The sequence below is a fragment of the uncultured Nostoc sp. genome (assembly GCF_937863485.1).
Classification (GTDB): Bacteria; Cyanobacteriota; Cyanobacteriia; order Cyanobacteriales; family Nostocaceae; genus Nostoc.
In genome coordinates this window covers 1-26,570 of sequence record NZ_CALMFY010000085.1, presented here as the reverse complement: position 1 = coordinate 26,570, position 26,570 = coordinate 1, and the positions used below count along the sequence as shown (strand labels likewise).

At 43.7% G+C, this 26,570-nt stretch carries 20 protein-coding genes and 2 pseudogenes; 17 read left to right on the top strand and 5 right to left on the bottom strand.

Translation table 11 applies throughout. The features are described from left to right. Nucleotides 1-44 precede the first annotated feature (44 nt). Nucleotides 45-1,397 carry an N-acetylmuramoyl-L-alanine amidase gene (locus Q0541_RS11230; RefSeq protein ID WP_298909693.1) on the bottom strand — a complete coding sequence of 451 codons (1,353 nt, stop codon included), beginning with the start codon at nucleotides 1,395-1,397 and terminating at the stop codon, nucleotides 45-47. A 141-nt stretch (nucleotides 1,398-1,538) separates the two neighbouring features. On the opposite strand from Q0541_RS11230, the gene dnaG reads away from it, so the two are divergent. Then, the gene (gene dnaG, locus Q0541_RS11225; protein WP_298909690.1) at nucleotides 1,539-3,479 is read left to right on the top strand and encodes a DNA primase; all 1,941 of its coding nucleotides are present in this window, start codon (nucleotides 1,539-1,541) and stop codon (nucleotides 3,477-3,479) included. Nucleotides 3,480-3,872: 393 nt separating this feature from the next. Here the strand turns inward: dnaG and Q0541_RS11220 are convergent, their stop codons facing one another. After that, nucleotides 3,873-5,216 carry a DEAD/DEAH box helicase gene (locus Q0541_RS11220; protein WP_298909888.1) on the bottom strand — a complete coding sequence of 448 codons (1,344 nt, stop codon included), beginning with the start codon at nucleotides 5,214-5,216 and terminating at the stop codon, nucleotides 3,873-3,875. A 209-nt stretch (nucleotides 5,217-5,425) separates the two neighbouring features. Here Q0541_RS11220 and infC point away from each other — a divergent pair, with 209 nt between their 5' ends. Further along, nucleotides 5,426-5,941, top strand: coding sequence for a translation initiation factor IF-3 (gene infC / locus Q0541_RS11215; protein ID WP_273763311.1), 516 nt, complete (start codon nucleotides 5,426-5,428; stop codon nucleotides 5,939-5,941). A gap of 369 nt (nucleotides 5,942-6,310) precedes the next feature. Here infC and Q0541_RS11210 read toward each other — a convergent pair whose 3' ends face one another. Beyond that, entirely contained in the window at nucleotides 6,311-6,928 is a 618-nt protein-coding gene (locus tag Q0541_RS11210; protein ID WP_298909682.1) for a TetR/AcrR family transcriptional regulator, read from the bottom strand. 376 nt (nucleotides 6,929-7,304) lie between these two features. Here Q0541_RS11210 and Q0541_RS11205 point away from each other — a divergent pair, with 376 nt between their 5' ends. The 10 genes and pseudogenes from Q0541_RS11205 (at nucleotide 7,305) to Q0541_RS11160 (ending at nucleotide 18,278) form a co-directional block, all read left to right on the top strand. Beyond that, nucleotides 7,305-8,612, top strand: coding sequence for an ABC exporter membrane fusion protein (locus Q0541_RS11205; RefSeq protein ID WP_298909679.1), 1,308 nt, complete (start codon nucleotides 7,305-7,307; stop codon nucleotides 8,610-8,612). After that, a complete protein-coding gene (gene devC / locus Q0541_RS11200; protein ID WP_298909676.1) occupies nucleotides 8,609-9,784 on the top strand; it encodes an ABC transporter permease DevC in 1,176 nt (391 codons plus the stop codon). Before Q0541_RS11205 ends, devC begins: the two co-directional genes overlap by 4 nt. Before the next feature lie 72 nt (nucleotides 9,785-9,856). Then, nucleotides 9,857-10,555, top strand: a complete 699-nt coding sequence (locus Q0541_RS11195; RefSeq protein WP_298909673.1) for a DevA family ABC transporter ATP-binding protein — start codon at nucleotides 9,857-9,859, stop codon at nucleotides 10,553-10,555. A 152-nt stretch (nucleotides 10,556-10,707) separates the two neighbouring features. Continuing rightward, the gene (locus tag Q0541_RS11190) at nucleotides 10,708-12,237 is read left to right on the top strand and encodes a YifB family Mg chelatase-like AAA ATPase (RefSeq protein WP_298909671.1); all 1,530 of its coding nucleotides are present in this window, start codon (nucleotides 10,708-10,710) and stop codon (nucleotides 12,235-12,237) included. Between the two features lie 476 nt (nucleotides 12,238-12,713). Continuing rightward, complete coding sequence (locus Q0541_RS11185) at nucleotides 12,714-13,415, top strand: microbial rhodopsin family protein (protein WP_298909668.1); 702 nt, start codon at nucleotides 12,714-12,716, stop codon at nucleotides 13,413-13,415. A 281-nt stretch (nucleotides 13,416-13,696) separates the two neighbouring features. Next, nucleotides 13,697-13,927: a hypothetical protein gene (locus Q0541_RS11180; RefSeq protein ID WP_298909665.1), complete on the top strand. Its 231-nt coding sequence runs from the start codon at nucleotides 13,697-13,699 to the stop codon at nucleotides 13,925-13,927. A gap of 13 nt (nucleotides 13,928-13,940) precedes the next feature. After that, on the top strand, nucleotides 13,941-14,948 hold the full coding sequence (locus tag Q0541_RS11175) for a YihY/virulence factor BrkB family protein (RefSeq protein WP_298909662.1): 1,008 nt from the start codon (nucleotides 13,941-13,943) through the stop codon (nucleotides 14,946-14,948). A gap of 183 nt (nucleotides 14,949-15,131) precedes the next feature. Beyond that, nucleotides 15,132-15,665, top strand: a pseudogene (locus tag Q0541_RS11170) (YetF domain-containing protein). 40 nt (nucleotides 15,666-15,705) lie between these two features. After that, nucleotides 15,706-17,001, top strand: a complete 1,296-nt coding sequence (gene purB / locus Q0541_RS11165; RefSeq protein WP_298909657.1) for an adenylosuccinate lyase — start codon at nucleotides 15,706-15,708, stop codon at nucleotides 16,999-17,001. Between the two features lie 737 nt (nucleotides 17,002-17,738). After that, nucleotides 17,739-18,278 carry a DUF4126 domain-containing protein gene (locus Q0541_RS11160; RefSeq protein WP_298909652.1) on the top strand — a complete coding sequence of 180 codons (540 nt, stop codon included), beginning with the start codon at nucleotides 17,739-17,741 and terminating at the stop codon, nucleotides 18,276-18,278. A gap of 293 nt (nucleotides 18,279-18,571) precedes the next feature. Here Q0541_RS11160 and hemH read toward each other — a convergent pair whose 3' ends face one another. Beyond that, on the bottom strand, nucleotides 18,572-19,738 hold the full coding sequence (gene hemH / locus Q0541_RS11155) for a ferrochelatase (RefSeq protein ID WP_298909650.1): 1,167 nt from the start codon (nucleotides 19,736-19,738) through the stop codon (nucleotides 18,572-18,574). A 96-nt stretch (nucleotides 19,739-19,834) separates the two neighbouring features. Between hemH and Q0541_RS11150 the strand changes: the two genes are divergently transcribed. The 3 genes from Q0541_RS11150 (at nucleotide 19,835) to Q0541_RS11140 (ending at nucleotide 22,336) form a co-directional block, all read left to right on the top strand. Beyond that, nucleotides 19,835-20,458, top strand: coding sequence for a class I SAM-dependent methyltransferase (locus tag Q0541_RS11150; protein ID WP_298909648.1), 624 nt, complete (start codon nucleotides 19,835-19,837; stop codon nucleotides 20,456-20,458). Nucleotides 20,459-20,824: 366 nt separating this feature from the next. Next, nucleotides 20,825-21,340 carry a hypothetical protein gene (locus Q0541_RS11145; protein WP_298909646.1) on the top strand — a complete coding sequence of 172 codons (516 nt, stop codon included), beginning with the start codon at nucleotides 20,825-20,827 and terminating at the stop codon, nucleotides 21,338-21,340. 165 nt (nucleotides 21,341-21,505) lie between these two features. Then, nucleotides 21,506-22,336, top strand: coding sequence for a dienelactone hydrolase family protein (locus Q0541_RS11140; protein WP_298909644.1), 831 nt, complete (start codon nucleotides 21,506-21,508; stop codon nucleotides 22,334-22,336). 67 nt (nucleotides 22,337-22,403) lie between these two features. On the opposite strand, the gene Q0541_RS11135 is transcribed toward Q0541_RS11140, so the two are convergent. Continuing rightward, entirely contained in the window at nucleotides 22,404-25,520 is a 3,117-nt protein-coding gene (locus Q0541_RS11135; protein ID WP_298909642.1) for an MFS transporter, read from the bottom strand. A gap of 503 nt (nucleotides 25,521-26,023) precedes the next feature. Between Q0541_RS11135 and Q0541_RS11130 the strand changes: the two are divergent. Together Q0541_RS11130 and Q0541_RS11125 are read left to right on the top strand one after the other, a co-directional pair. Next, a pseudogene (locus tag Q0541_RS11130) lies at nucleotides 26,024-26,202 on the top strand (high light inducible protein). Between the two features lie 45 nt (nucleotides 26,203-26,247). Beyond that, complete coding sequence (locus Q0541_RS11125; RefSeq protein ID WP_298909640.1) at nucleotides 26,248-26,460, top strand: high light inducible protein; 213 nt, start codon at nucleotides 26,248-26,250, stop codon at nucleotides 26,458-26,460. Nucleotides 26,461-26,570: the final 110 nt, after the last annotated feature.

Below are 26,570 nucleotides of genomic sequence, written 5' to 3'. Positions count from 1 at the left end.
GAAAGCTAACACCCTAAAAATTGCTATAACAAGTTACTCAATACTCAAAGAAGTCCTGCTGACTCATATAATCGTTTGAGCATTGCTGAAATTTTTGTACCATAATCTAAATCTGCTGACCACCGTCCTGCTAGCTGATCAATTAATGGCGCAATCCCGCGTGTGACAAAGCGAAACCGTGGATCTACTACTTCTTGTACCAAAGGTTCTAAACTAGCATAAGCTTTCAAATGTTGGATGTGTGCCCTCACCCCAATTCTGGCACTTGCAAAAGATGCAGCCTCCGAACCACCACCGATCGCACCTAAGCCGGCAAAGTTATTTTGCTCAGGTTTAATATCACCACCAAACCGTAAAAATCCAGTTTCTACACACATTTGGCAAAAGGCAATATCATAGTTTACTCCCTCTATACCTGCTTCTTCCCGATAAAGTTTTGGGATGTCAGGAAACTTTACCAAAGCATTTTCATTATTGTTTCTAAGAAATAATTGTAACTGGACTTCGGAAGTATTACCGTTCGACATCACCCGCGAAAATTGACCAGGGCAAACCACCAAATTTGAGCGCAAGCTGACAGTACGAGTTGCAACATCCCAACTGACTGCAACATTAAAATCTCGCAGTTCGACCGCTTTGACATAAACTACTTTGTGATAGGTAATCCGATTGACATTAGCTGCTTTTGAAAGGTCAATCCGCAGAAGGTCTACTAAATCAATGGGAATGTAAGCATTACCATTAACTAAAACTCCTTGCTCTGAGTAATTTTGACCATTAATATTGATATTAATTGCTGGATAATTTGGTTCCGCCGGAGTTCCAGGAGTGGGGTCAATCACACGACTCCAAGTTACTAGTCCATCGGCAATTCCCAAAGCAAAATCGCGGCGGCGAGTTTGCAACAAAGCCCGATCCTCTGGATTGCTGAGAAACCCCACTTGCATCACCAAAGCTGGAAGCGTTGTCTGGCGACAGAATGTTAAACGACCCAATCCACTATCTGTATCTGGCTTGACTCCCCGATTCGGTAATTGGGGTACACGGCGCAATAACCCCACTAGCAACTGTTCAGCATTGCTTCTGCGATCGCTATTATTAACAATGTAGAAGACGCTAGCTCCACGCACAGAAGGGCTGTTAGCCGCATCAGATTCAATTTCTAGGGCGATATCACCCCGGCGACCACGGGAATTGATCCAGGTGATAGTTTGGGCGGCACTCAAGTCATCAGGGACTGCTAAAATTTCCAAATTCCGCGCTCTTAGTTCCGTGACAATCAAATCCCGGAGCAGAATCATTTCTTTAGCTTCAGTTGTACCACCTGCGATCGCACCTGGATCGATTCCTCTAGCTTCTTTGCCTCCATGAGCCGCTGATATAAAAATACGTCCCATTTTCAGTATTTCCTCTGATCCAATTAAGTGTAAACAATTCTATACATTATTTTTGGTCTAACAACAAGAATATAATAGCTATCAGTTGGGAAATGTACCGCAGTGTTAATTACCAACCCATGACTTCATAAATAGACTAGAATGCAAATTCCCCGCTTGCACCCAGACACAATTGAGGAAGTTAAACTCCGGGCTGATATTGTAGATGTCGTCTCGGAGTACGTAGTTTTACGCAAACGTGGAAAAGATTTTGTCGGTTTGTGCCCCTTTCATGATGAGAAATCTCCCAGTTTCACGGTCAGCCAGACCAAGCAAATGTACTATTGCTTCGGCTGTCAAGCTGGGGGAAATGCCATTAAGTTTGTCATGGAGTTGGAAAAGCGTTCTTTTGCTGACGTGGTGCTGGATTTAGCACGGCGTTACCAAGTACCTGTGCAAACACTCTTACCCGAACAACGCCAAGAATTACAGCGTCAGCTTTCTTTGCGTGAGCAGTTGTATGAAGTTCTGGCAACGTCTGCACAGTTTTATCAACACGCCCTTAGACAATCACAAGGGCAAAAGGCAATTCAATATTTACAATCTAACCGTCAACTTAAAGAAGAAACAATACAGCAATTTGGTTTAGGTTATGCTCCGGCAGGTTGGGAAACTCTCTATCGCTATCTAGTAGAAGATAAACGTTTGCCCGCGCAGATACTGGAAAAAGCGGGATTGATAAAGCCACGCACTTCCGGGGGCGGTTATTATGATGTATTTCGCGATCGCTTGATGATTCCCATTCGTGATGTCCAAGGGCGCGTCATTGCCTTTGGTGGTAGAACCCTGACGGATGAGCAACCTAAATATCTGAATTCACCAGAAACGGAACTTTTTAGTAAAGGTAAAACATTATTTGCCCTCGATCAAGCCAAAGCTGGGATTTCCCAACAGGATCAAGCGGTGGTGGTAGAGGGATATTTTGATGCGATCGCTCTCCACGCCGCTGGTATTAATAACGCCGTCGCCTCTCTCGGTACTGCCTTAAGTTTAGAACAAGTGCGGTTAGTATTACGCTACACCGAATCAAAACAATTAGTACTCAACTTTGATGCTGATAAAGCTGGAACTAATGCCGCCGAACGGGCGATCGGTGAAATTGCCGAACTAGCATACAAAGGTGAAGTTCAGCTAAAGATTCTCAATCTACCCGATGGCAAAGATGCTGATGAATACTTGTATAGCCATACTTCAGAAGATTATGGAGAATTGCTAAAAAATGCGCCACTTTGGCTAGACTGGCAGATTCAGCAAATTATTCAAGACCGCGACTTGAGACAGGCTACTGATTTTCAGCAAGTAACTCAGCAACTAGTCAAATTACTTAAAAATATAGCTAATAGCGATACACGTAACTATTATGTTTCTTACTGTGCAGAAATACTCAGCTTGGGAGAAACCAGACTTATACCTCTACGAGTCGAAAATCTGCTAACTCAAATTGCTCCCCCTGCGGCTACATACACTAAGCCTGTATCAGCGAAGAAAGCATGGGGAGGTAGCAAATCCCACTCCCCACTTCCTAGTGAACGCAGTCTTTTAGAACACGCAGAAGCCTTATTACTGCGGATTTACTTGCATTGTCCTGAACAGCGTCAAGCGATTAGTGACGAACTAGAAGAACGAGATTTGCAATTTAGTCTTTCCCACCACCGATTTTTATGGCAACAGATTTTAGAAATTTCATCTGGTGATGGAGAGACGAAAAATTTTTCGTTTCCACCAGATTTAATTTCCCGCCTGCAAAACCAGTTCTTAGAATTTGGCAGCGAGATGGGGTTAATTTCCCATTTGTTTCATGTAAATGAAAAAAACCAGAAAGAAATACTTCGGACTCCCCAAGTGGTTCAAGCTGCGATCGCTTGTATGGATCTGGTAATGCTTGAAAAACGCTACCGTCACTTTTTGGAACTATGGCAACAAACTGATCCAGAAGCTGAACCAGAGCGGTATCAATCTTATTATCAGGCTTTCTACGCCGAAAAAATCAAGCTTCAAAAAATAGACCGACAACGATTATTTTCCATCACAGAGTTGTTGTAGCCTTGTACTCACGCCCAACCTAACTTTTGATTAGAAATCAATACAATTGAGTTAAGCATTTTTCTTCTCTCTGTGTCGCGCCAGTTGCTTCTCCTAAGGGAGACGCTGCGCGTAGCTTCCCCGTAGGGGTACAAGTCGGGGAACCGCAAGGGCGCACTGGCTTCTCTGCGCCTCTGTGGTTAAATTAAAAAAATTGACTTTCACAAAGGATTTTAGCCTTAACCCAAGCGTATTGCATTAGAAATGACTTTTGACGTTATGTGGAAAAGAAGAGAGCGAAACCTAACCCCCTAGTCCCCTTCCCTACAAGGCAATGGGGGGAAATTCAAAGCCTCTCTCCTCTTAGGAGAGAGGAATGGAAGCGAGGTTTTCCAGTTGAACAGCTAAAGAAAATTAGCGATCGCGTTTAGCAGAACGGCGCGATGCAGACGAACGAGCACCAGACTTATCGCCATTCGTAGCAGGTGGCGCTACCTTACGTTTAACCGATGTCTGTGGTGACGGTTTAGCAGTACGGGCCGGACGCTTGTCACCTTGGGGTTTCGGTCTGTGTTGGCGTCCATTTGGGATTGGTTCAGGCTTGGTATCAGAGTTGGGGCCAAAGCCAGCGACCACTTCCTTCGGCAAGCGCTGCTCGATCAGTTTTTCAATATCTGCCAATAGAGGGTATTCATCAACGCACACCAGCGATACGGCTTCACCTGACGCGCCAGCGCGACCAGTGCGCCCAATCCGATGAACATAATCTTCCGGTACATTGGGCAGATCGAAGTTGACTACATGGGGCAGTTCGCTGATATCAAGACCCCTAGCAGCAATGTCCGTCGCCACCAATACCTGTAAGCTGCCATTCTTGAACTTTGCCAGAGCATTGGTACGCACCGGCTGGCTCTTGTTACCGTGGATTGCCAAGGCTTGAATGCGGTCTTCAGCCAGCTGCTTAACCAAACGGTCAGCGCCATACTTAGTGCGAGTGAACACTAACACTTGATACCAATTATCTCGCCGAATCAGGTGAGCAAGTAATTGGCGTTTCTTGTCACGGTCTACCTGGTAAACTTTCTGGGCGATCGTTTCGGCAGTAACGTTGCGGCGTGCGACCTCAATCATCGTTGGATGATTGAGCAGTCCGGCGGCCAGTGTCTTGATTTTGTCGGAGAAAGTAGCGAAGAATAACAAATTTTGTCGCTGTTTGGGCAGGAGTGAGAGGATGCGGCGGATATCATGAATAAAGCCCATATCCAGCATCCGATCTGCTTCATCTAGCACCAAAACCTCAATCTGCGACAGGTTCAGCGTGCCCTGCTGTACGTGGTCTAGCAGTCGCCCTGGAGTAGCGACTAGAATATCCACTCGGTTCTTCAAACGCTGTTTTTGCAGATTAATACCGACTCCGCCGAACATCACCATCGAGTTTAGCTGCAAGTATTTGCCGTACTCGCGTACGCTTTCTTCCACCTGTGCGGCGAGTTCACGAGTTGGGGTGAGAATCAGCGCCCGGATCGGCCGGTAGCCATTAGATGTACCTTTGATGCTCTTGTCAGACGACAACCGATGTAGAAGCGGCAGGGTAAAACTAGCGGTCTTTCCAGTGCCAGTTTGGGCCCCAGCTAGCAAATCGCTACCCGACAAGACGGCAGGAATCGCCTGGATCTGAATTGGCGTGGGTTCGGTGTACCCTCGTTCAGTAACGGCACGGATAATTTCATTGGACAAGCCGAGAGTAGAAAAAGACATAAAACTCCAAAAATAACATCGGCCTGTCGCCAATGGCGGCGTCAGTCTTAGGCGGACGGATAAAAAATCATTGAAAGGCTGGATGGGCAGTAGCGCAAAGACTGAGAGCGAGTGCCGCAGCTGTGCATTCTAACAGATTACAGTCCATTGTGTCCTTAAAGTTGCTCTAACTCAGTGGTGTGTTAAATTAGCATTACTTGCAAAATAATGTGTTAAACAATTGGGAGAAATTCATTATCGCAATCCAAAAGCAACTGATTAATTCGCAAATCAAGTCACCTCATGTCTTCTTGATTGACCATGAGAATAACAATCGTGGTCTGATCGACACCAATGAGGCGCTACAGTTAGCCGAGAGCTTAGAGCTTGACTTGGTTGTAGTCTCTCAAGGCAAAGAGGCTCCAATCGCCAAGATTCTTAACTATGGCAAGCTTCAATATCAAAAGAAAAAACGTCAAAGCCAGAGTGCTAGACCCACGGTAAAAGAAGTTCGGTTCGGTCTAAACGTGGGTGTGGCTGATTACAATTTACGCATTCAGAAAGCAGTTGAGTGGTTGAGTAAAGGCGATTCAGTGAAGTTTGCCATTCGTTTACGAGGCCGAGAACATCAATATCGTGACCAAGCTGGAGAACTGCTAGACAGAATTGCAAATGATCTCAGTCAAGTAGGTAAAATCCAGTCGCTGGATAAACGCTCATTAATTGTTCAAGTGATTCCTGCCTAGTTAATCTTGCAATGGCTGGAGGATGTATTTGTAGCTAGCCTTTGACAACAAGAGGCAAGGGAGAAAAAGGATTTTCGGTACGAGCCGCCACCATTAGGGGCGGAATCTTCTGATATTTGAGCGCTGTTCTGCCCCGCCCCCTTGTGGGCAGTCTTCTTTCTCCCCTGCCTCCTGCCTCTAATTAACACTCCCACGGCTATGAAAACACGGTGTTAGCTGGTTTTCACGTAAAGCCGTGGGATTCTAGGCTCAATGGTAAGGAACGAAAAAAACCGGAGGCAATACTGTAGCTTTTATGAACAAAACAGTCAACTGTTACTCAAGGTGAATTTGACCTTCCGACCGAATAAGCGCCGGAGGATAGCTAATTCAATCGGCGCATTTAGTGATTAAGTGTGTCAAGGCATCAATCAAGCGATCGCTTTCCATCGGAATAATATCTTTGCCATGCATAATCTCCTGAGCAATCACTAAATGCACTATTGACCCCATTAAAATCCATACCATTGCCTCTGGATCAGGAATATTGAGTTCCTGGCGAGAAGCCAGGTATTGACTGATAATCTCGCTCCCAGGTTTAGCGATACAACTGAGGAAAACCTGAGATAACTCCGGAAAACGAGCAGACTCCCCAATCAGCACTCGCTGAAATCCCTGAAATTCCTTATCATTGAGCATCTGTGTCAAGGCTTTTGTTAACAACTCCCGCAGGACGATATGAGGTTCTCCCTCAAGAGGTTGTGTGCCAAAAACTGACTCAAACCGCTTTCGTGCTAGTTGCTCCATTAATACTTTAAAAAGTCCTTCTTTATCGTGAAAGTGGCTGTAAACTGTCGCTTTAGAAACGCCTGCTCCTACCGCTACCCGATCCATGCTTGCACCAGCATAGCCATGTGCCAAAAACTCTTGCATCGCCCCTTGTAAAATTTTTTCGACTTTATCGCTTGAACCCTCCCGCTCAACTTCGTTGATTTTTATGTGGGTCATTTTTTAATCATCCTGTGCTGTGGAACCATCTTAAAAAGAATTCAAATTAAAATTCAAAATCCTCTCGCCTTTGCAATCAATCTCAATAAGAGAATTGCTCTAAAATAAGTCTTTTTTTCCTTAGGCTTCATCCTTTCATTGGCTTATACCAATTCTCTGTGAGCCTACATATTATGCCCATAGCCTAGAAGCTTTGGACTAGACTTAGCAAGCCTGCCTTTGCAGGCTAATTATATGCATTGTTTATATAAATTTGGTATGTAGGACAAATTAGTAACAACTTTAGCTACGCGATATTGACTAAACTACTCCATTTAGTTTAGTATAGTAAAACTATACGGTTTAGTTTTATTGTCCACTAGTTAAGATGGGTGCTATGGAGCGAAACTTAAAGCTAAATGAATCGCGGTCTTCCCAAAATATCTTCAGATTGCCTGTTTTGTTAGCAATGCTGACATCTTTTTTGCTAGGAATGTTAAGTGTTTATACGATACAAAAGTTTCAGAATACAGCTAAGAAGCCGCAAGAGACATCAGTATCACCAAAGTTAGTGGTAAAAACAGTAACAGCACTGGGGCGGTTGGAACCGAAAGGAGAGGTAATAAAACTTTCTGCACCTACCTCCAATGAAGGGAATCGCGTTGAACAAGTCTTGGTTAAAGAAGGGGATAGGGTGAGATTTGGGCAGGTAATTGCGGTTATGGACAGTCGCGATCGCTTACAAGGAAGTTTGCGTGAAGCAGAAAAACAAGTCCAAGTAGCCAAATTCCGTCTTGCCCAAGTAAGAGCGGGAGCAAAACAGGGAGAAATTGGGGCGCGGCAAGCCTCTGTGAGCCGTATACAAGCTGAACTAGAGGGAGATATCAAAACTCAGCAAGCCACAATTAATCGCCTAGAAGCGGAACTAGAGGGTCAAAAACAGCAGTTAAAAGCAACAGTGGCTCGCTTAACAGCCGAGAAAGGTAATGCCCAAGCTGACGCCCAACGCTACGAGACTTTATACCAACAAGGAGCAATTTCCAATCAGGAAGTTGACAGGAGACGCTTGAGTGCAGAAACTTCCACTCAGCAGTTGCTGGAAAGCCAAGCTACCCAGAGAACAACTATCGCCACTCTAGAACAGCAAATTAATGAGGCAAAAGCCAACCAGAACAAAACTTCAGCCACCCTGCAACAGCAAATTAATGAGGCAAAAGCTACCCTGAACCAAACTGCTGAAGTGCGTCCAACAGATGTAGCAACCGCACAAGCAGAAATAGACAGCGCTCAAGCCACCGCTGAGAAAATTAAAGCAGAACTCGCACAGGCATACGTTCTGGCTCCTAAACCTGGTCGAATTTTGGAGATTAATACGCGATCAGGAGAAACTGTTGGTAATGAAGGAATTGTGGATTTAGGTCAAACCGACCAAATGTATACAGTAGCAGAAGTTTACCAAACTGATATCAAGAAAGTGCGTCCGGGGCAACGAGTGCGGATCAGTAGCGATTCCCTACCTCATGAATTATTGGGAAGGGTAGATTGGATTGGTATGCAGATAAAGCGGCAGAATGTCATTAATGCTGACCCCTCTAGCAATATTGATGCCAGAGTAGTGGAAGTCCATGTGCAACTAAATCGACTATCCAGCCAAGAAGCTACTAGCTTAACTAATCTGCAAGTCAAGGCGGTGATTGAACTGTGATTGGATTTATCCAGCAACTGCGGCGGCGGACGCCTTTAGGATGGCTGCAATTGAGTCATGAAAAAGGGCGTTTTTTGGTGGCATTGTCAGGCATTGCCTTTGCCGATGTTCTCATGTTCATGCAGCTAGGGTTTCAGAATGCCCTGTTTGACAGTAACACCAGGCTACATGCCAGTATGCAGGGAGACATCATGTTAGTTAGTCCCCAAGCTCGTAACCTGGCAAATATGTCTACATTTCCTCGGCGGCGACTGTACCAGGCAATGGATATGCCGGGGGTGAAGTCAACCGAAGCAATGTATCTCAACTTTATCGATTGGAAAAATCCCCAAACGCACCAGGAAACAGCGGTACTAGTTATAGGGTTCAATCCTGACAAGCAACTTTTTGACTTACCAGAAGTTAACCGCAACTTGGACGTGATTAAGTTACCAGATAGCGTCTTGTTCGATAGTGCTTCTAGAGGAGACTATACAGAGGTAATCGCCCAAATTGAACAGGGTAAACCCGTTACAACCGAAATAGAACGACGCACAATTACTATTAATGGCTTATTTAAGGTTGGAGCTTCTTTTATCGCAGATGGTAGCTTGATTACCAGCGATCAAAACTTTTTGCGATTATTTCCCAGACAACAGGCAAGCAGTGTAAGTTTAGGTTTGATTCAGCTACAACCAGGCTATGACCCAAAGCAAGTGGCAAACACCTTGAAATCTTACCTGGGTAAAGATGTCAAAGTTTTTACCCACGATGAATTTATCGCCTTTGAGAGAGACTATTGGCAAAAAAACACTGCCATCGGGTTTATTTTCAGTCTAGGTGTAACAATGGGGTTTTTGGTAGGGGTAATTATCGTCTATCAAGTTCTTTCTACTGATGTAAATGCCCATATCAAGGAATATGCCACCTTCAAAGCAATGGGTTATAACAATCTTTACCTACTAAGTGTGGTGTTTGAAGAGGCAGTAATTCTGGCAGTACTGGGCTTTATCCCAGGAGCAATTGTGCCTTTAGGACTCTACCATCTGACTCGTAATGCTACGAATTTACCTGTATATATGACCTTAGCACGAGCCTTGACAGTGTTAGTGCTGACTATGATTATGTGTTTAATTTCAGGTGCGATCGCTACTCGTAAATTACAGTCCGCCGACCCCGCAGATATGTTTTAAAAATGGGCATGGGGCATAGGGATAATTAATAATTCCAAATCTAAAATTTAAAATCTAAAATCTAAAATTGCTATGCCTCCTGTAATCTCTGTTAAAAATCTTGACCACTATTTTGGTCATGGTCAACTTCGCAAGCAAGTTCTCTTTGATATCAACCTGGATATTAACGCCGGCGAAATTATTATCATGACTGGCCCTTCTGGTTCCGGTAAAACTACACTTCTCACCTTAGTCGGCGGCTTGCGTTCTGCCCAATCTGGCAGTTTGCAGATATTGGAACAAGAACTGTGTGGCGCTAAAAAAACACAACTTACCCAAGCGCGACGCAATAACGGTTATATTTTCCAAGCTCACAATTTGCACGGTAGCCTGACAGCACTCCAGAACGTCAGAATGGGCTTGGAAGTGCATAATAATATTTCGCCGGCAGAAATGAAAATCCGGTCAGCCCTAATGTTAGAGGAGGTAGGATTAGGAGAGCGCCTCAATTATTATCCTGATGATTTATCTGGGGGACAAAAACAAAGAGTTGCGATCGCTCGTGCTCTAGTTGGTCGTCCTAAAATTGTCTTAGCGGATGAACCCACCGCCGCCCTTGACAGTAAATCGGGACGAGATGTAGTCAACTTGATGCAAACACTAGCTAAAGAACAGGATTGTACTATTCTCTTAGTTACTCATGACAATCGGATTCTAGATATTGCCGATCGCATCGTCTACATGGAAGATGGGAAGTTAGTAAATGACGGTGCTGTTGTTGCAGTTAGTTAGGCTGGTTCTTTTCAAGATGTTTTATTAACAAGAAAATAGCCAGAAAGTGCTATGTTAACTATTTTGATCGGAAAATCGTCTCTGTAGTTTCACTAATGCCAATCTAGCAACTCATCTGCTAGAGATTTGAAAGGTTTACTGTTATATAATAAATGCTTGCCAGAGTCTGGAGTGCATCAATTGTGGGCATCGATGCCGTCAAAGTAGGGGTGGAAGTCGATGTGTCAGGGGGATTACCGGGAATTGTTGTCTTGGGACTGCCAGATTCAGCGATTCAAGAATCAAGAGAAAGAGTCAAAGCAACGTTGAAGAATGCAGGTTTCGCCTTTCCCATGCGAAAAATTGTAATCAATTTAACTCCGGCTGATTTACGGAAAGAAGGCCCCTGTTTCGATTTGCCTATTAGTGTGGGAATTTTGGCGGCTTCTGAGCAAGTTAGCGCTGATTTGTTGGGGGATTATCTATTCTTGGGCGAAGTCTCTCTAGATGGCAGTTTGCGTCCGGTGGCTGGTGTCTTACCGATCGCAGCAGCTGCCCAAAAAATGGGAATTGCAGGTTTAGTTATCCCTGCTGATAATGCCCAAGAAGCCGCAGTGGTTCAAGATTTGGCTGTTTACGGCTGCAAACATCTGTCTGATGTGGTGGATTTTTTAAATAATCCGGGGCGTTACAAACCTGTGCAGATAGATGGCACAACGGAGATAGCAACAGTATCCTACCCTGGCGCAGATTTGCATGATGTGAAAGGACAGGCTCATGCGCGTCGTGCTTTAGAAATTGCTGCTGCTGGCGGGCATAATTTAATCTTTGTCGGCCCGCCTGGTAGTGGGAAAACTATGTTAGCAAGGCGCTTACCAGGAATTTTGCCACCCCTGAGTTTTGCCGAATCTTTAGAAGTGACTCGCATCCATTCGGTGGCTGGTTTATTGAAAAATCGCGGTTCGTTGGTACGCGATCGCCCTTTTCGCAGCCCCCACCACTCAGCATCCGGGCCTTCTCTTGTGGGTGGTGGGAGCTTCCCTCGTCCTGGGGAAATCTCATTATCTCACAGAGGTGTACTTTTTCTTGATGAACTTACGGAGTTTAAACGTGATGTTTTAGAATTTCTGCGTCAACCTTTGGAAGATGGCTATGTCACGATTTCCCGCACCAAACTATCGGTAACGTTTCCCGCGCAGTTTACTTTGGTAGCGAGTACTAATCCCTGTCCATGCGGTTATTATGGCGATACCATCCAACAATGTACTTGTTCTCCCCGCCAGCGCGAGCAATATTGGGCAAAACTTTCTGGACCGTTGATGGATCGAATTGATTTACAAGTTGCAGTGAATCGCTTAAAACCAGAAGAAATTACCCAACAACTTACGGGAGAAGCATCAACATCAGTACGGGAACGGGTTCAACAAGCAAGCGATCGCGCAATTACCCGCTTCCAAGAAGAACCAAATCTGCGTTGCAATGCCCACATGCAAAGTCGTCATCTTCAGAAATGGTGCAAGCTAGATGATGCTAGCCGCAGTTTATTAGAAGTAGCAATTAGAAAATTAGGTTTATCGGCAAGAGCAAGCGATCGCATTCTCAAAGTAGGACGGACTATTGCAGATTTAGCGGGAGACGATGAGCTAAAAACCAATCATGTAGCGGAAGCGATTCAATATCGCACGATAGATAGGATGCAGTAAAAATTTTCGGCATTGCTGAATCAAAGTATGAATTAGCCTCACTCTCCAGACGCAGCGAAAAGTTGAGCCAGGTGCTAACAGCGGGTTTCCCGACTTGTACTCCTACGGAGAAGCTAGCTAGCAAGAGCGTCTCCCTTATGAGTCCTATAGAATTTTTGAATTTCATACTTAGATTCAGCAATACCAAATTTTCAGTTCATATTCTATATGAGTCTTACCCTAGAGAGAAGACTGCTTGTGGTGTACTAAAGTGCAAACTACTAAAGTTGAATTTTTGATTGTACTTAAATCAGATTTTTACAGATTTTTTATTAATCTAAAATCCCCATTAAGAAACATTTTGTTTATTATTAAAACTGGCATAATAAGAAGTATAAATAATAGTTTATAGGCAAGCAAAAACAAATAAGGTTAACTAGTGAAAGTTATACTTAACCATTTGTTATTAATAGTTATCAAAAAGCTGGAAAATACTTATGGTTCAAACTTGGCTGTGGATTGGTGTCATCAGTATGGCACTAGGTTGTGCTTTTTTCGGAGTAGGCGCACACAATGGTAAAAATGAACGCTGGAAAATACTGTATACACTTAATTTTTTCATTTGCTTGATTGCCAGTGGGCTGTACTTAGCAATGGCATTCGGTCAAGGAGTTAACATCATCAATGATCGTCCAACTTATTGGGTGCGATTTGTCACTTGGTTTTGCTCAACGCCGCTGTTGTTGTTGGATCTGACTTTCTTGGGAAGAACGAGCCTGCTGATTACAAGTAGCTTATTAGGAGCAAACGCCTATATGCTTGCCACTGGCTTCCTTGCCACAGTCACACCTAAGCCGATCAGCTACATCTGGTATATTGTGAGTTGTGGTGCTTACGTCGCGGTTTTCTATTTATTAGTGAAGCCCTACCGGATTGAGGCAGAACGCAAACATCCCAGATCCAAGCAAGCATTCCGTAAGCTGGTGACTGTGCATCTGGTACTGTGGACACTCTATCCAATTGTGTGGATTCTTAGTCCAGAAGGGTTTAACGCTCTTGGTCAAGGTGGGGAAACAATGGGTTATACGCTACTAGATATTGCCTCTAAAGTCGGGTTTGGTTTTCTATCATTAAACACCCTACGTAATTTAGAAGAGGCAGGAGAATCGGTTATTCAATCGGAACCGTTATATGAGTAAGTATAAATTTTCAGTCCGATGCAATAGATAGCTAACCGATGAAGAAATCCCGAATTTTAGCGAAACGATATTAGGGGAATCAAACCGTTGCGTGGAGTCATTAGTAATTCTTACAAAGTCTGAGCAGAGGTTTCCTCTGCTCAGAACTTTGCGCTTAGTCCTTGGTCATTAGTCCTTGAGATACCACGCTCACTCTTGAACGTGGTTTGAATTAGTCTGATATAAGAAAGTTTTTCCGCGCTACAAGAGGCGGGGTATGCACTTCAAAAGCGCTCTTACTAATGACTAATCAATTAAGCAATTATGCGATTGCTTTCACTGCATTTTATATACTAAAGCGATCGCACTACCTATTGTCACCAAAAAGCAAATTATTTATAGATATTGCCGTCAAGGAAATTATCGACTCTACTAAATTCCTCCTCCAGGACGCTGCACAAACTCCCTTGGGTGGATGTCGTTACTTAAGAAATAAGTATCAAATATATCAGGAAGTAAGCGACATTCCTTAAGGAGACTGATTGGATGAATTTACAGGCGATTTGGAAGTTATTACAAGAGACATTCAAAGAATGGAGTGAGGATAAAGCTTCACGGTTAGCGGCAGCGTTAGCTTATTACACCATTTTTTCCATCGCACCGTTGTTAATTATTGTAATTGCGATCGCAGGGGTAGTATTTGGAGAAGATGCAGCAAGGGGTCAAATCGTTGGACAAATTCAAGGTTTAGTCGGTAAAGATGGGGCACAGTTTATCCAAACAGCCATTCAGAATGCTAACAAACCACAAACAGGAGCGATGGCTTCCATTATTAGTGTTGTAGTTCTGCTAGTGGGTGCTACTGGTTTATTTACCGAGTTGCAAGATTCCCTCAACACGATTTGGGAAGTGAAAGCGAAACCCGGACGCGGCGTAAATAACATGATTCGCCTACGCTTTTTGTCCTTTGCAATGGTGATCGGGATTGGCTTTTTACTTTTAGTTTCTCTGGTAATTAGTACGGGGTTAGCAGCAGTAGTAGCATACTTTGGCAACATCCTACCCGGTATTGATTTCCTCTGGCGAATAGTTAACTTTGTTTTATCTTTTTCGATCACTACAGCACTATTTGGGTTAATTTTCAAAGTTCTGCCAGATGTTAAAATTACTTGGAATGATGTTTTTATTGGATCTGTTATTACCTCATTTTTGTTCTCTATTGGTAGGTTTTTATTAGGACAATATCTAGGTAATGGCAGTTTTGGTTCAACCTACGGTGCAGCTGGTTCACTGGTAGTGCTTTTAGCTTGGGTTAACTATGCCGCACAGATTCTTTTCTTCGGTGCAGAGTTTACCCAAGTTTATGCCAAAAGGTACGGAAGTGGCATAACCCCAACAAAGGATGCCATACCTCTGTCTGATAACACCAAAGATAATGGCACAAATCCAACGGGGCGATCGTCGACTAATAAAAAGCCATCTTCTAACTTGATTAATCGCTTCTTCCAATCTTTTAAAAAGCCCAAACGCTTAAAAAATAAAAGAAAAAATTAGCGATTTTAATGTCGAAATACTGGTATTTTATATTTGTAAATCTGATAAATATTGAAGGATTTAACCTTTAATAAAAGTCAGGTTTATGAAATAAGACCACAGATAAATAACCTGATACTGGATTTTTTCCAGAAATCTATTGAGAAAGGAAGAAAATCAGTGCTAATAGAAAAATAGTTTTTTATCAATTGGCAGTCAATCTTTGTTCCTAGCATTAGCGTCTTGGAGTTGATTATCCGTGGTTCGCTGGTATATTTAGCGCTATTTTCAGTGCTACGTTTTCTTCCTAGTCGACAACTAGGAACATTAGGAATAAGTGATTTACTAGTAGTTGTGCTATTTGCTGAAGCTGCCTAAAACGCTATGGCGAGTAATTATACATCGATTACCGAGGGTGCTATTCTGGTAGGAACTGTGATTTTTTGAAGCTATTTGCTGAATTGGTTAGGCTACAAAATACCCCAGTTCCAACGTTTTATGAATCAGCCACCGCTGCTACTGGTGAAAAATGGTCGGATGATTCAGCGTCATTTGCAACGAGAGTTAATTACAGACGATGAGTTGATGAGCAAGTTACGTCAGCAAGGTGTGGAATTTTTAGCAGATGTGAAGTTTGCATATATAGAGGCTGACGGTAGGATTAGTATCATCACCTTTGATTCAAAAACTCGTTCTGTCCCTGAGCAAAAAGCAGCACTAAAAAGTGATGTACATTAATTAGACTGTAAAATATGACGGTTGTATTCTGTGCCGAACCGTGATTGAGCGCTATACTTTGCCCGAAATGGCTAATCTGTGGAGTGAAACCTATAAGCTAAAAACTTGGCTGCAAGTCGAAATTGCTGTTTGTGAAGCTCAAGCCGAACTGGGTTACATTCCATCTCAGGCGGTTGAGGAAATTAAGGCCAAGGCAGATTTTGACCCGAAGCGGGTGTTGGAAATTGAGGCTGTAGTCCGCCACGATGTCATCGCTTTCTTGACAAATGTCAACGAATATGTTGGGGATGCCGGACGTTACATTCACCTGGGTTTAACCAGTTCGGATGTTTTAGATACAGCTTTAGCATTGCAATTAGTTGCCAGCCTAGATATATTATTGCAACGTCTGGAAGATTTGATTCAGGTAATTCGCCAAAAAGCCCAAGAACATCGTCATACAGTGATGGCTGGTCGATCGCATGGTATCCACGCTGAACCGATTACTTTTGGTTTCAAGCTAGCTGGCTGGTTAGCAGAGGTGTTGCGACACCAAGAACGCTTGAGAATTCTTCACCAAACTATTGCTGTGGGTAAGATTTCTGGTGCGGTAGGAACCTATGCTAACGTTGAACCGCGTGTAGAAGCGATCGCTTGCCAAAAACTCGGACTCAAACCTGATACGGCCTCAACGCAAGTTATTTCCCGCGATCGCCACGCTGACTATGTGCAACAATTAGCTTTGGTAGCGGCATCCATCGAACGTTTTGCTGTAGAAATTCGCAATCTGCAAAAAACAGACGTTCTGGAAGTTGAAGAATTCTTCGCCAAAGGTCAAAAAGGTTCCTCAGCGATGCCACACAAGCGTAATCCCATCCGTTCGGAACGGCTAACGGGAATGGCACGACTCGTCAGAAGTCATGCAGGTGCAGCCTTGGAAAACGTGGCTCTCTGGCATGAAAGGGATATTTCCCACAGTTCTGTAGAACGGGTAATTTTGCCAGATGCTTGTACTTTGACGCATTTTATGTTGATAGAAATAACCGACTTGGTAAAAAACCTATTGGTCTATCCTGAGAACATGGAACGGAATCTCAACTCCTATGGTGGCGTTGTGTTCAGCCAAAAAGTGCTACTTGCCTTAATAGACAAGGGAAGCAGCCGTGAAGAGGCTTATGCGATCGTTCAAGAAAACGCTCATGCTGCTTGGAATAAGCCAGAAGGCAATTTTCACGACTTAATTAGCAAAGACTCTCGTGTTACTCAAAAGTTGTCCCCAGCAGAAATTGAGGTGAGTTTTGACCCCCAACAGCATCTCCTGCATTTAGAAGAGGTTTACCAAAGGTTGGGTATTTAGCTTTAATTGGTAATTGGCATGGGTTCATAGGGGATTACGAATTGGTATAAACTGCGTCCACCTTGAAAACTGTAGTTCTTTCGGTATGAAAAGAAAAAACCCTCATCCCCCAGCCCCTTCTCCCAATATTGCCAGAAGCGGAGCCAAAAATAAGTCCCTCTCCCTACTTGGGAGAGGGATTTAGGGTGAGGGCAAAAACTACGGTTCTCAACATATATGAGGTTTAACTCCTATTTACTTAAAATTGATGGTAAAAAACCGCACGCCAGTCGCCTCAAAGCAGGCAAAACAGGACTTACGCAAAATCATGAAAAAACGAACCGCAAAGTACGCAAAGGACACGAAGGAATAAGGTTTCAGAGAGTTATTGCGTAAGTCCTACAAAATACACACAGCCTTGGCTCATCTACATGAGACTTTACCCGCATAGCATTTGGCTTATGCAGAGCAATACGCGGGTTACAAAGCGATTAATTAGACTTGCTGATGAGTCTTTGATACTCGTAAATGGAGCTTTTGCATGGAATACAGCGAATTTTAATTTGATAAAGTCTACAACTTGGTAGTGCTACAGCATGGGAAGGAGAACACCAAGAAACTCTACTTCTCCATCATTACATCTTGAGCACTACCGTATTGCGTAAGTCCTACAAATTTTAGTTCAGTGCTGGAATTATTACTAGCAGTGGGTAGTATAAACAACAAATACTTACTCACCTAGCACTTTGAGTGCCCTAATGATTGAAATCCTAGCCACACTTTCTGCCTCTGCGGCAGCAGGAATGAGAATAGGTACACCTCTGCTGATTATGGGACTGTTGCAGGGTAGTAACTTATGGTCACAATTTCCAATTTTATCTCACATTTCTCCACCAATCTTATTAGGCTGCCTCAGCTGTTGGTCTTTAATTGAATTATTAGCCTCAAAAAAGCTATGGGGGCAAAGATTGCTACAACTGGTTGAGTTATTCATGTCTCCCCTCGTGGGAGCAATTATGGGATTAGGAGTAGCTTCTGCAACAGCAACGCCAAACTGGCTGATTGCCCTAATTGGGGGTTTGTTAGCTTTAGTACTCCAGCTAGTTCAAGTTGGTTGGTTCTATCGGTTACGTGGCTTACCCTTGTGGGCAGTCTTTCTTCAAGATACCTTGTGTGTTGCTCTAGTAGTTTTTGCCTTTGGTGCTCCCTCGCAAGGAGGATTAATTGCTTTAATATTGCTCTGGTTTGCAGTTCGTAGCGCGAAGCAGTGGTATGACTGGTATTGGCAGAAAAGTTAGGAGTTCAAAGTCAGAAGTTAGGAATGAAAAGTTAGGGAGAAAAACTTAAAACTCTTAACTCCTAACTCCGCCCGTGTGCAACTTTTACTCAAACCTAACCCCCAGCCCCCTTTCCTATGAGGGAAGGGGGAAAATTCAAAGCCTCTGACGCCACGTGCTAAAGAGCGGGAACGCTAAGAGCGAACAAGTCGGCAGAGCGCAAAAGCGCAGTGGCTCCTCCTTTTAGGAGAGAGGAATGGAAGTGAGGTCAAAATATTAAATTGCACATCGCGTTAACTCCTAACTCGTTTCATTTACTGCAAAAGTCCAATCATATGCAAGAAGCCGTGACCGGTAATCAGCTCGATAATTAAGGCAATGAAGCCCAGCATAGCAATCCGACCATTCCAGACTTCAGCGCTAGTAGTCAGACCCCATTCCCAACGCTCTTGAGGGTACATTTTCACCCTTTTTTTCATTTGGGCAGCTTGCGAAAGCTTGAAACTGGGGTTTTTCAGCGCATCAATCACCAGGTCTGCAAGTGCATTAATAAACACTGGATGGGTATTGGGAGCAGGAACACGACGGAAGTTATGAATTCCTGATTCTTCTGCTACTTCCCGATACTCAATATCAATTTCTTGCAGTGTCTCGATGTGTTCTGAGACAAAACTGATCGGCACGACAACCAAATCCTTCACACCTTGTGCACCTAGTTCTTTGAGGGCATCTTCAGTATAGGGTTGGAGCCATTCTACTGGGCCGACGCGACTTTGGTAAGCTAAGGTGTGGACATTGGGCCGATTGAGGGTCTGCATCATCAGGGCACTACATTCCTCAATTTCCTGCTGGTAAGGGTCGCCAGCCTCCTCAACGTAGCTTTTAGGAACACCGTGAGCACTGAAGAATATATGAACGTCGTCTGGATTAGGAAACTGATCGAGTTCTTGGGCTATAAGTTCCGCCATTGCTTGGAGGTAGCCTGGTTGTTTGTACCAGGAAGGAATGACGGTATAATCAATGTGTTGAAGCTTTGGGTCTTCTTGCCAAAGCTTTTCTAAAAGCCGGAAGCTAGAACCACTGGTGCTGATAGAAAACTGCGGATATAGTGGTAAGATTACCAGGTTTTCTATATTATCTTGGGTAAGCTGTGCGATCGCCTCTTCTGTATAGGGATGCCAATAACGCATTCCCACGTAGATATTGGCTTCTTGCCCCAAATAACCCAACTGTTCTTTTAAAGCTTCCCCTTGCGCTTCTGTAATTCGCCGCAGTGGGGAACCACCACCGATTTGCTTATAATTTTCTTGAGAGGTTTTGAGTCGCCGCGAGGCAATAAACCAGGCTAGGGGCTTTTGCAACCAGCGAAATGGTAGGCGAATAATTTCCGGATCGGAAAATAGGTTGTATAAAAACGGACCGACATCCTCTAGCTTATCAGGGCCACCGAGATTGAGTAATAAGACGCCTACACGACCCATAGCAGTTACTTTCCCCCAATCTTTTCAGGTTTTTTACTAATGTTAACAATATATATCTTTATTAAATAATAAAGCTTAATAGCAAGGAAATATGCAATGGCAACAATTTTAAGGGATTGGAGTTACCGCTATCAGTGGCTATATGATAGTATCTCTCGTTTAGCAGCCTTAAGTGTAGGTGGTGAAGCCCGTTTTCGGCAACTTGCTTTGCAAGGCTTAACAATTCACTCAGAAACTCACGTCTTAGATTTATGTTGCGGCAGTGGTCAAACGACGCAATTTTTGGTAAAATTTTCACAAAATGTAAAAGGATTGGACGCCTCACCCAAGTCTTTGCAACGGGCGCGGCAAAATGTACCATTAGCTTCCTATATCGAAGCTTTTGCCGAAAAGATGCCATTTGCAGATAATCTCTTTGATGTGGTGCATACCAGCGTTGCATTACACGAGATGCAGCCTCAGCAATTGCGAAAAATTATTAGTGAAGTTTATCGGGTGCTGAAACCAGGAGGGGTGTTTACGCTGGTGGATTTTCATGCTCCTACGAATCCGATATTTTGGCCCGGTGTGTCAGTGTTTTTGCTGTTATTTGAAACGGAGACAGCTTGGGAATTGTTAAAAACTGATTTGGCTAGATTATTGGCAGAGACAGGGTTTGAAGTGGGTGAACCCACTTTATATTCTGGTGGTAGTTTGCAAGTGATACAGGCGAAGAAGTGAAGGATACGCTTTAGTTATATCTTGCACCTGCCCCATATTCCGTCAATAAATAAATTTCTTCTCTTATAGCGCAAGTCTACTCAAGTTGACTACAACCTTTACCCAATCTTCTCTAGAAAACTTGAGCTATAAGCCTCAAAATGAATTTTGAGGCGGTTTTGGGGACTAGTACCGCAAGGCGGAAGTCAAAAGTCAAAAGAATTGTATTCCGGGCTTTTTACCCATTTGAGATGGTAGGTTTATTTCCGCCGTGACCTACTAGTGCAAGTTGTGAGTTTATTAATGGTTAAGATATCTACCTGATCAATGAAACAGGGGTAATTGTTATATTTAAATTAGCATGATGAAATTTTGAGGTTAATAAAAATGACACAGGAATTAATAGACCTCAGAACTTGTATTCAGGAAGGACGTTACGCAGATGCCTTGGCAATTGTAGATGAATTAGAAGGCATGAGTAAACAAGCTATTCTGCGGAATATCCAAGCTTATTTAAGGATTCTGCTGATTCATTTGATTAAGAACCAACTAGAACAACGATTAATTAGTTCATGGGCAAATCCTATTCGTAATTCCATCAGAGAAATTAAAAAACTGAATATCAAAGATAATAAAACATCTTACTATATTAATTTAGATGAATGGGAAAATTTGATAGAAGAGGAAGTTATTGAAGATGCGATCGCTGATGCTAGTGAGGAAGTGATGAGTGGGAAATATAGTCAGTTTCATCTGGCTGAAATGGTGGATAGAAACCAGCTAATTCAGACTGCTTTGAAGTTTCTGGTGCTAACTTATTCCTATTCACCTAAGCAGTTACCTACTATTGTGGCTGAAACTTTAACTCAGCTACCCGGTGGAGAAGATTGGATAAATCGGTAAAAATAAGGCGATCGCTATTTGTATACAGGCAAAGCAATAAAATGAACTACACAAAACGATGAGGTAGCGAACAAAGTCAATATTACGGTAAACTGATTGCTAAACCGTAGTATTTACATTATAGTACTGTACGGATAACCAACAATAAAGTTTTCGCCAATTCTGATGAAAGAAATAACACGCCGCAAATTTATTACAACAGCCAGCGTGGCGACGGGTTTTGCCTTGGCTGTGCAACCCATTTCTGCCGAAGTCATCACCACTGATGCTAACGGGTTGGTAGCTGGTGCGGTGAAAATTCCTGTTAAAGATGGGGAAATTCCTGCCTATAGAGCAGAACCTGCCACTGGTGAAAATTTCCCCATTGTCCTGGTGATCCAGGAAATCTTTGGAGTCCACGAGCATATTCAGGATATCACTCGTCGCTTTGCTCAGTTGGGGTATTTGGCGATCGCACCTGAATTATTCATCCGTCAGGGGGATGTCTCGAAATTAAGCAGCACAGACGAAATTCGCCCAATTGTAGCAAAAGTGCCAGATGCCCAGGTGTTATCGGATCTCGATGCCACGGTAAATTGGGCTGTGAAATCAGCTAAAGGTAATGCCAATAAATTGGCGATTACAGGCTTCTGCTGGGGCGGTCGCATTACCTGGTTGTATGCAGCACACAATCCGAAGCTGAAGGCAGGTGTGGCGTGGTATGGGCGACTGGTGGGTGATGCTACCGAACTTCAGCCGAAGTATCCCATTGATATTGCATCAAAACTGACAGTCCCTATTCTCGGACTCTATGGTGGTAAGGATACGGGTATTTCTTTAGATACAGTAGAGCAGATGCGCGATCGCCTGAAGTCCAGCAGTAGCAAATCTGAAATTATCGTCTACCCCGATGCACCCCATGCTTTTTTTGCCGATTATCGCCCCTCCTACCGCGAGAAAGAAGCTAAGGAAGGTTGGAAACGTCTTTTGGCATGGTTTAAAGAGCATGGCGTGTAAGTCTGCAAAATATAAAAAAAGCCTCCCATAGGGGAGGCTGAAAATTTAGCGGAGAAAACTTGTTAAACTACGGCTTTGCAGCGATCGCTCCTCCTAATGCAGAGAAAACGGCGGAAACGGATGCGGTGGCAAATAGCCACCAAGCGGCTGTAGCTGCGGCTTTGCGGGTTTCTTCTGCTTGCCGCTGCGCTTGAAGCTTCACCTGTTCTAGGCGGCGTTGCGCTTCTTGCTGTATGCGTTCTGCACGTTGCAATACTGTGTTACGGGCCCGTTCAATTTGGTCGATAATGCCGTTGGCATCTTCCTCGGAGATGTCGTCACGAGAACTCATAATTGCCACTAGGGTATCACGGTCGAAAGAAGATAGGCGATCGCGCAGGGCATCAAATCCCGCCTGGGGATCGTCAAAAAATGTGCGAACATCGCGCTTGATATTATCATAGTTAAGTTCCGGGCGATCCAGAGAGTTAAGATAGTTACGGATACGGCCGAAAACCCCATCAATTGCATCTTGAATGCCTCGTTGGATGTTCCGCACTTGTTCTACAAATTGATCCCTTACAGACACAATGTTGTCTGCAATCCGTGCCGCTTCCTCATCGGAAACATCTTCCCGAATTTTCAGCAGGGCGATGATCGTAGAACGGTCAAAATGGGAAAGGCGATCGCTAAAAGTTTCCACCCCAACTCGTGGATCGTGCAACAATAGTTGCAAGTCGCGCTTGATACCCTCTGGGTTAAGTTCTTCTTTGCCAGTTTGCCGTAGATAGTCTTCCAGATTACCTTTGAATGTTTCCATTCTTTGCTGTGTGCGGGTAGCTAGGCGACGAGGCGCACGCACAAAGTTGCGAATCGAATTTTGTGTAGAATCAATGATTTCATTGACTTGTTCTTCACTTAAATCTTGGCGTTGACTGAGCAACTTCACTAATGTATCTCGGTCTACCTGCGACAACCGACGGCGCAGTGCGACAGCTCCCTCCTTGGGATTTTCAAACAATCTGGTCAAATCTCGCCCAATACCTTCAGGGTTGAGTTCTTGTTTACCAGTATTCCGCAGATAATCTGCGATCGTGGTAGTAACAGAGTCGTATTGCTCTTTAGCTTTTTCCACAACAGCTTGCGGTGTGTGGCGAATACTATGCCAAGACTCCTCAGCAGCATTGATGGCTTGATTAACTTGATCTTCACTCAAATCTTGCCGCTGACTCAACAATTGCACCAAGGTATCGCGGTCAAAGCGAGACAAGCGGGCCCGAATTGAGGTAATTCCAGCTTGAGGATCTTCCAGTAGCTTTTTGAACTCCGCGCGGATGGCATCAGGATTGAGTTCTGATTTTCCTGTATTACGCAGATATGATTCTACATTCAGCCACAGGGTTTCTGCTTGATATTGTGCCTGTTCTGCTAATCCTTTGGATTCTACCAAGACGCGATCGCGTTGTTTTTCAAACTCATCCAGAATGCTGTCTACTTCATATAGCTGGACATCATTACGTTGCAGCAATATCTCCCGAATTTCCTGACGTGTAACCAGCGCCAGTCGCAATGTCAGGGTTTCATAATCTGCCTCTGGATCTTGCAACAGTGGTTTAAAATTCTGCTCAATGCCTTCGGCTGTCAAATCTGCTTTCGGGGTAACGAGCAGATAACTTTCCACTGCGCGTTGCAAGTCTTGAACTATGTCTCTTTCTTCGACAGCTCTCACTGTTATTAGCACCTCTTGGCGGACAGCTTCTAGCTGATTTGCAATCCGCTGAATTTGGGCTTGGGTAAGTAGTCCCCGTTGTTGCAGGATGTTGGCAAAATCGTTGCGGGATAGTCGTTCTAATTCCCTGCGGACTATTCCTGGGTCAGCTGCTGGATCGTAGATGACATCACGAAATTCTTGGGCAATTTTTTCCTGACTTAGTTGCCAAGCATAAGTGTTGTGCAGGTAATTTTCGACATCAGCCCGAATTGGGCTATAGGGTTCTGAAGGTGTTGGCAACCCTAGCTTATCTGCTTGTTGAGTGACTTTATCTTTAGCAGTGGTGAGGCTACGCAAGATTTTCTCCACATCCAAATCAGGCAAATCTGACCGTCCCAACACAGTGGCGCTTAAGGCAGATAGTCCTTGCTGGAGTGTACTTTGAATTAGCCCTGGAGCCGCCTTTTGGTCAGCTTGTTTGGAATCACCCTTTTCTGCTACTAACCGATCCAGTTTGGCGTTAAGTTCATCTGTCTTGCTTTGTCCTGCTGGAACTGATTTGAGATAATCCATTAACTCAGCCAGACCGTCTGGAGTAGGTGATTGCTGACTTACCACTTGCTGCCAAACTTTATACAACGTATCAGCAATGCGGCTAACGTCTTTTTTGGAAAGGTCGGTGCGACTGCTGACTAACTCGATAAACTTATCGCGGTTGATGTTGCGAATGTCTGGAGTCCCAGCGAGCGCTTTTAATTGCGGATCGTTGAGTAAATTTTCAAAGTCGCTCCGAATTTTCGACAAATCTAGCTCTGGGGGACGCAGCTTGTCTAAGTAATCTTCAACGTTTTCCCGGATACTTGTAGGGTCGATGGCGCTTCCTAGTTCCCGACGGATAGCGCTAGCCGCAGCTTCAGCCGTCGCTACAACTTGGTTATTGACAGCTTTTGCGCCTAGTGCGGCAGTAGCAGTCCCCATTATCGCCTGAAAACCAGAAGTTGCCGTATTGACGACTGAGCCAATTAAGGAACCTACGGTGGTGGAACTTACCCAAACCAGGATCAAAAAGTAAGCACCCCAAATTACCAAGCCGAGAATCGCTCCTAATGCTGGGTCTAAGATTACTAAGCTCAATTTCACCGCCAGAAAAGAAGCGATTAATAAGGCGATCGTCACAGTGACTAATGTCCAAATCCCCACTGCGGTGCCGATTTTGCGAATGCTGCCGCCCAAACTTCCGACTTCCCCAGAATCGGAATCCGAGTCAGATGAGTGCCCCAGGTAGGAAATACCGGCTGCAAGGGAGAGATTAGTTAGAACTAATTGGAAAGCAAAGGCTAAAATCACGCCGGAGATTAAAGCCACAAAAAAGCGCGGCCCAGAAGTGAGAACCGATGCCTGTGCTGGCGTGACGTTTGAGGATTCTACTGGAACCTGTGCTAACCACAATAGTGGTTTGTAGAGTCCCACCATTATTTCCGTACTTTGGAACATTGTATTTCCTTCTACTAAGTTGAAATTTGGGGAATTAAGATTTTCTTGAGAAGCAACTCTTAGTATCGATTATGTCTGTATCTATTGCAATACCTAACTCTGTTTAGCTCAGAATCGTAGACTTTAGCTGTTTCAAGCATCTCTCCAAAGGCTGAAAATTATATCCAGCAAAAGATATAAATTTTATTAGCTAACTGTGAAAATGTTCAATATGAAGTTAAAAAGCTGGCTAATTTTTGGCTGCCACTTTTTAATTTTAATTGCTTAATCACAACGATTGATTTTTCTGCAATTATAGTTTAATTGCTAAAATTTTACATTTCTTTACATTTTGATTTTTATCACCCTCTTAGGGTGGATTTATCTACAATATGTTGTTGATTATGTGCCTGTAGTTTGTGCCTACAGGCAGAAAGCAGTTTAGTAATTAAAAGGTACATTAAAGTTAACAAACGAATTGTTAAGGATAATAGAGATGGCAACTTGTTCTTCCAGACAGAGATTTGTCAGTAATTGCAACAGCAGGTAATGGTTGCGATCGCAATTATTTTCTGTTTGGCTGGACACTCAAGCCGAAATCTAGAACTGTCGTTTAGGAATCATTGGCTTCCTTGCCTATTTACTTTGGGATTTAGCCGCCTATAGCGTCCTGCGTGACGTTTTATATCTGATTGGCTACTAGATAGAAATTAAACACCTGAAAAGCTACTAAATTTTGGAGAAACAAATGGCAACTAAAGAAACTCGTCCTTCTACTGATTTACCATCTGTTGCAGCATCATACAACGGCGTAGATCGTAATGCTTTTCTGTTTGGCTTTACTCCTCAAGCCGAAATTTGGAATGGTCGCTTAGCAGCTATTGGCTTTCTTGCCTATTTACTGTGGGACTTAGCCGGTTATAGCGTCCTGCGTGACGTTTTACATCTGATTGGCTACTAGATAGAAATTAAACACCTAAAAAACTACTAAATTTTGGAGAAACAAATGGCAACTCAAGAAACTCGGCCTTCTACTGATTTACCAACTGTTGCAACAGAATACAACGGCGT

Bases quoted from the DNA above. Each gene is read 5' to 3' on its own strand.
- Q0541_RS11140 (WP_298909644.1), top strand. From the start codon at position 21,506: ATGAAAGAAATAACACGCCGCAAATTTATTACAACAGCCAGCGTGGCG.
- Q0541_RS11125 (WP_298909640.1), top strand. From the start codon at position 26,248: ATGGCAACTAAAGAAACTCGTCCTTCTACTGATTTACCATCTGTTGCA.
- dnaG (WP_298909690.1), top strand. From the start codon at position 1,539: ATGCAAATTCCCCGCTTGCACCCAGACACAATTGAGGAAGTTAAACTC.
- Q0541_RS11175 (WP_298909662.1), top strand. From the start codon at position 13,941: ATGAATTTACAGGCGATTTGGAAGTTATTACAAGAGACATTCAAAGAA.
- Q0541_RS11145 (WP_298909646.1), top strand. From the start codon at position 20,825: ATGACACAGGAATTAATAGACCTCAGAACTTGTATTCAGGAAGGACGT.
- hemH (WP_298909650.1), bottom strand. From the start codon at position 19,738: ATGGGTCGTGTAGGCGTCTTATTACTCAATCTCGGTGGCCCTGATAAG.
- Q0541_RS11195 (WP_298909673.1), top strand. From the start codon at position 9,857: ATGCCTCCTGTAATCTCTGTTAAAAATCTTGACCACTATTTTGGTCAT.
- Q0541_RS11160 (WP_298909652.1), top strand. From the start codon at position 17,739: ATGATTGAAATCCTAGCCACACTTTCTGCCTCTGCGGCAGCAGGAATG.
- Q0541_RS11180 (WP_298909665.1), top strand. From the start codon at position 13,697: ATGACTAATCAATTAAGCAATTATGCGATTGCTTTCACTGCATTTTAT.
- Q0541_RS11210 (WP_298909682.1), bottom strand. From the start codon at position 6,928: ATGACCCACATAAAAATCAACGAAGTTGAGCGGGAGGGTTCAAGCGAT.
- Q0541_RS11190 (WP_298909671.1), top strand. From the start codon at position 10,708: ATGCTTGCCAGAGTCTGGAGTGCATCAATTGTGGGCATCGATGCCGTC.
- Q0541_RS11135 (WP_298909642.1), bottom strand. From the start codon at position 25,520: ATGTTCCAAAGTACGGAAATAATGGTGGGACTCTACAAACCACTATTG.
- Q0541_RS11150 (WP_298909648.1), top strand. From the start codon at position 19,835: ATGGCAACAATTTTAAGGGATTGGAGTTACCGCTATCAGTGGCTATAT.
- Q0541_RS11230 (WP_298909693.1), bottom strand. From the start codon at position 1,397: ATGGGACGTATTTTTATATCAGCGGCTCATGGAGGCAAAGAAGCTAGA.
- Q0541_RS11220 (WP_298909888.1), bottom strand. From the start codon at position 5,216: ATGTCTTTTTCTACTCTCGGCTTGTCCAATGAAATTATCCGTGCCGTT.
- Q0541_RS11205 (WP_298909679.1), top strand. From the start codon at position 7,305: ATGGAGCGAAACTTAAAGCTAAATGAATCGCGGTCTTCCCAAAATATC.
- Q0541_RS11185 (WP_298909668.1), top strand. From the start codon at position 12,714: ATGGTTCAAACTTGGCTGTGGATTGGTGTCATCAGTATGGCACTAGGT.